Here is a 4642-nt window from a genome sequence, read left to right on the forward strand (position 1 = left end):
GTCCGGCACGGCGGGTGCCGGGCCGGGCCGGGGAGCGGAGAGCTGCCGGGCGGCCAGGCCACCGACCAGGCCGGCGCCGGCGATCCCGGCGCCGACGGTCAGCAGTGTGCGCCGGCTCAGCGTGCGTGCCATGCCGGCGAGTGTGCCACCTCGGGCGAGACGCGTGCGCTCGTGTGCGTGGTTAAGAAGGGGCCCTTCCTCTACCGCAGGCGTTAAGAGGGGGCCCTTCCTTACACCTCAGCCGTCGCGGCGGGTGGTCCACCGGAAGGTGGTCAGGCAGAGCACCAGACCGATGACGCACCACAGGCCGAGCACCAGCGCCACCCTGCCCAGCTCGAACGAGCCGCCCGGCTCCTGGCCGCCGAAGCTGTCCGGCAGGAAGACCGAGCGCAGCCCCTGGCACATCCACTTGAGCGGGAAGATCGCGGCGACCTGCTGCATCCAGGTGGGCAGATTGGTGAAGACGAAGAACACGCCGGAGATGAACTGGAGGACCAGCGCGACCGGGGTGACCACCGCGGAGCCGCTGCGGGCGGTGCGGGCCAGCGACGAGATGGCGATGCCGCAGAGCGTGCAGGCGGTGACGCCGAGGACGGCGACCCAGCCGAAGGTGAGCCACTTGGCGGCGGTCTGCGGCAGGTCCAGGTCGAACAGCGCCACCGAGACGGCGAGGAGGAGCGCGGTCTCGGCGATGCCGATGACCACCACCATGATCACCTTGCCGGCGAACCAGACCCACTTCGGCATCGGCGTGCCCCGGTAGCGCTTGAGCACGCCCCGGTCCCGCTCGATCGGGATCCAGATGCCGAGGTTCTGGAAGCTCACCGTCATCAGGCCGGTCGCGATCATGCCGGTGATGAAGTACTGCGTGTAGCTGACGCCCGGGGCGATCTCGTCGCTGAAGATCGCCGCGAAGATCAGGATCATGATGATCGGGAAGCCCATCGTGAACACGACGGACTCCCGGCTGCGCAGGAACTGGGTGATCTCCAGCCGCCCCTGGCGCAGCGCCAGCGCGCCCGGGCCGAGCCGCCGGGCCCGCGCGGTGGCGACCGGGGGCGCCGCCTTCGTGGTGGTGGTCATGAGTGTCCGATCATCCGCAGGTAGACGTCTTCCAGGGTCGGCCGGGTCACGGTCAGGCCGGGGACCTCGCCGCCGAAGCGCGCGGCCAGGTCGTACACCAGCGCCGTCGGCGTCGCGGTCTCCGCCGACGCCGGCGTCCCGTCCGGGGTACGCCAGGAGACGGTCGCCAGCGACTCCTGCCGGTTGCCCAGCGCGTTCGGCGGCGCGACCTCGATCACCCGCCCGGCGGCGATCACGCCGACCCGGTCGGCGAGCGCCTCGGCCTCGTCCAGGTAGTGGGTGGTGAGCACGATCGTGGTGCCGGCGGCGGACAGGTCCCGGATCAGGTCCCAGAACTCGCGCCGGGCCTCCGGGTCGAACCCGGTGGTCGGCTCGTCGAGGAAGAGCAGCTCGGGGCGGCCGATGATGCCCAGCGCCACGTCCAGGCGGCGCTTCTGCCCGCCGGAGAGCGTGTGCGTGCGCGCCTTGGCCTTCGCGCCCAGCCCGACCCGCTCGACCACCTTGGCCGGGTCGTCGGCGTCCGGGTAGAAGCCGGAGAAGTGCCGGACCACCTCGCCGACGGTCAGCTCGTCGAACTCGCCGGTGCCCTGGAGCACGATGCCCACCCGGGAGCGCCAACCGGCGTCGGGGTGGGCCGGGTCGGCGCCGAGCACCCGCACCTCGCCGGCGTCGCGGTGGCGGTAGCCCTCCAGGATCTCCACCGTGGTGGTCTTGCCCGCGCCGTTCGGGCCGAGCAGGGCGAACACCTCGCCCCGGTGGACGTCCAGGTCCACCCCCGCCACCGCCACGTTGTCGCCGTACGTCTTGCGCAGTCCCCGTACGGAGATCGCGAGCTCGTCTTCCATGACGTCCAGTGTGCGACTGCCGCGTGCCCGGCCGCGGGCCGGGGTGTGGTGGTGTCGGCCATCCGGCGCCGTCCGTGCCCGTCGGTCCGCTCCATGGACCTGTGTGGTTTTCCACAGCCCGTTTTACTGAACGGTAACTTAAACTCCGGCCATGGATGACGCGACGCCGGGACGCCTGCCGGAGCGGGACCGCCCGTGGGTGATGCGCACGTACGCCGGGCACTCCTCCGCCGCGGCCACCAACGCGCTCTTCCGCCGCAACCTGGCGAAGGGGCAGACCGGGCTGTCGGTCGCGTTCGACCTGCCGACACAGACCGGATACGACCCGGACCACGAGCTGGCCGCCGGCGAGGTGGGCCGGGTCGGCGTGCCGGTGGCGCACCTCGGCGACATGCGGGCGCTCTTCGAGGGCATCCCGATCGCCGACATGAACACCTCGATGACGATCAACGCCCCGGCCATGTGGCTGCTCGCGCTCTACGGCACGGTCGCCGCCGAGCAGGGCGCGGAGCTGGTCCGCTGCGCCGGCACCACGCAGAACGACATCATCAAGGAGTACCTGTCCCGGGGGACGTACATCTTCCCGCCGGCCGCCTCGCTGCGGCTGACCGCCGACGTGATCGCGTACACGCTGCGGGAGATGCCGCGGTGGAACCCGGTGAACATCTGCTCGTACCACCTCCAGGAGGCCGGCGCCACGCCGGTGCAGGAGGTCGGCTTCGCGCTCGCCACCGCCGTCGCCGTGCTGGACACGGTCCGCGACTCCGGCCAGGTGCCGGCCGAGCGGATGGGCGACGTGGTGCAGCGGATCTCGTTCTTCGTCAACGCCGGGGTGCGCTTCGTCGAGGAGATCGCCAAGATGCGCGCGTTCGGCGCGCTCTGGGACGAGATCACCCGTGAGCGCTACGGCGTGGAGAACCCGAAGCAGCGCCGGTTCCGCTACGGCGTGCAGGTCAACTCGCTGGGCCTGACCGAGGCGCAGCCGGAGAACAACATCCAGCGGATCGTGCTGGAGATGCTCGGCGTCACCTTCTCCCGGGACGCGCGGGCCCGGGCGGTGCAGCTCCCCGCCTGGAACGAGGCGCTCGGCCTGCCCCGCCCCTGGGACCAGCAGTGGTCGCTGCGCATGCAGCAGGTGCTGGCGTACGAGTCGGACCTGCTGGAGTACCCGGACCTGTTCGAGGGCTCGCACGTGATGACCGCGCTGGTCGACGACATCGTGACCGGCGCGCGGGTGGAGCTGGACAAGGTGCTGGAGATGGGCGGCGTGGTCACCGCCGTGGAGTCCGGCTACCTCAAGAGCGCGCTCGTCGCCTCGCTCGCCGACCGGCGTCGGCGGATGGAGTCCGGCGCGGACGTGGTGGTCGGCGTCAACCGGTTCACCGAGACCGAGCCGTCCCCGCTGACCGCGGCCGGGGCCGAGGCGGTCGAGCAGGTCGACCCGGCGGTCGAGGCGGCCGCCGCGACCGGCGTCACCGGCGGGATCGTCGGCTCGCCCGCCGCCGCCGCCGAGATCGTGAACGGGCCGTGGATCGTCACCGGCCCGGGCGTGCTCCAGATCAACCGGGGCCGCACCACCCCGCAGGTGCTGCTGCCCTCCGGCACCGACGCGACCGTCTCGCCGGACGGGCGGTACCTGGCCGTGGTCGGCCAGAAGCCCGCTCCCACCTTCGACCCCACCCTCGACCTGCACGACCGGGTCACCGGGCAGAGCCGCACCCTGATCACCGACCCGTTCGGCGCCCACTACGGGTGGCCGACCTGGTCACCCGACGGCACCGAGATCGCCATGGTCATCCGCGACACCACGTTGGTCGCGGTGAACATCGTCACCGGTGTCCGGCGGATCCTCGTCGAAGGCCACCGCATGTTGCGGCCGAACTGGTCGCGCGACGGCTCGATGATCGTGATGGAGTGGATCAGCCGGTCGGAGGGGCACCAGCTCCGCGCGCTGGAACTGGCCACCGGGAAGGTGCGCCGGGTCTACCAGCCCGAGCCGGGCGAGACCTTCGGCTGGCCGGTGTTCACGCCCGGCTCGAACCGGGTGGTGTTCAGCACCAACCGGTGGACCCGGGACGTCGAGATCGTCGGCGGGTCCCTCGGCTCGGTGCGTGTCGGCGGCACCGGCCTGAAGCGACTGACCGAGGAGCCCCGGGTCTTCCTGTCGCCGGTGTTCTCCCCGGACGGGCGCTACTGCGCCGCGCTGTCGGTGCCACCCACCAACGAGTACCCGGACGGCGGCAACATCATCGTCTTCACCAGCGGCTTCGGCGAGCCGTGGTGGATCCCGGGCGACGAGTACGACGACAGCATGCGGGTGGACTGGGCGCGGGCGATCTGACATCCGAGGGGACGCGGCGGCCGGCACACCGGCCGCCGCGTCCCCGTGTCCGGGGTGCAGTTCCGCCCCGACGGCCGGCGGCGGTGCGAGGCTGGGGGCGGACGCCGCCGACGGGGCCGGGTCCGCCGTGGAGGGATGATGTCCGAGCCGCCGACCGGGACGTCGTCGCACCGCGCCCAGGCGCACGGCCGGCACGCCAACCATCGCCGCTACCACGACGGCGCGGAGGTCGACGGGTACGTCGACGACCCGTACCACCGGGTGCGGCGCGCGGTCGCGGCCCGGCTGGTGACCGACGGGGTGACCGGCGGCGGGCCGGTGCTGGAACTCGGCTGCGGACCGCGCGGCATGCTCGACCCCGGCGCGCTGGCCG

The 4642-nt window shown here is 72.4% G+C and carries 2 protein-coding genes and 2 pseudogenes; 2 read left to right on the forward strand and 2 right to left on the reverse strand.

From position 1 onward, the window contains the following. Positions 1 to 237: 237 nt before the first annotated feature. A complete protein-coding gene (locus HUW36_RS26230; protein ID WP_174530593.1) occupies positions 238 to 1083 on the reverse strand; it encodes an ABC transporter permease in 846 nt (281 codons plus the stop codon). Next, positions 1080 to 1928: an ABC transporter ATP-binding protein gene (locus HUW36_RS26235; RefSeq protein ID WP_174530594.1), complete on the reverse strand. Its 849-nt coding sequence runs from the start codon at positions 1926 to 1928 to the stop codon at positions 1080 to 1082. Before HUW36_RS26235 ends, HUW36_RS26230 begins: the two co-directional genes overlap by 4 nt. A 151-nt stretch (positions 1929 to 2079) precedes the next feature. On the opposite strand from HUW36_RS26235, the pseudogene HUW36_RS26240 reads away from it, so the two are divergent. Both HUW36_RS26240 and HUW36_RS26245 read left to right on the forward strand, forming a co-directional pair. After that, positions 2080 to 3441 (forward strand): annotated as a pseudogene (locus HUW36_RS26240) (methylmalonyl-CoA mutase family protein); the annotation flags it as partial. 966 nt (positions 3442 to 4407) lie between these two features. Beyond that, positions 4408 to 4642 (forward strand): annotated as a pseudogene (locus HUW36_RS26245) (methyltransferase domain-containing protein); the annotation flags it as partial.

The organism is Micromonospora maritima (assembly GCF_902825405.1).
GTDB lineage: Bacteria > Actinomycetota > Actinomycetes > Mycobacteriales > Micromonosporaceae > Micromonospora > Micromonospora maritima.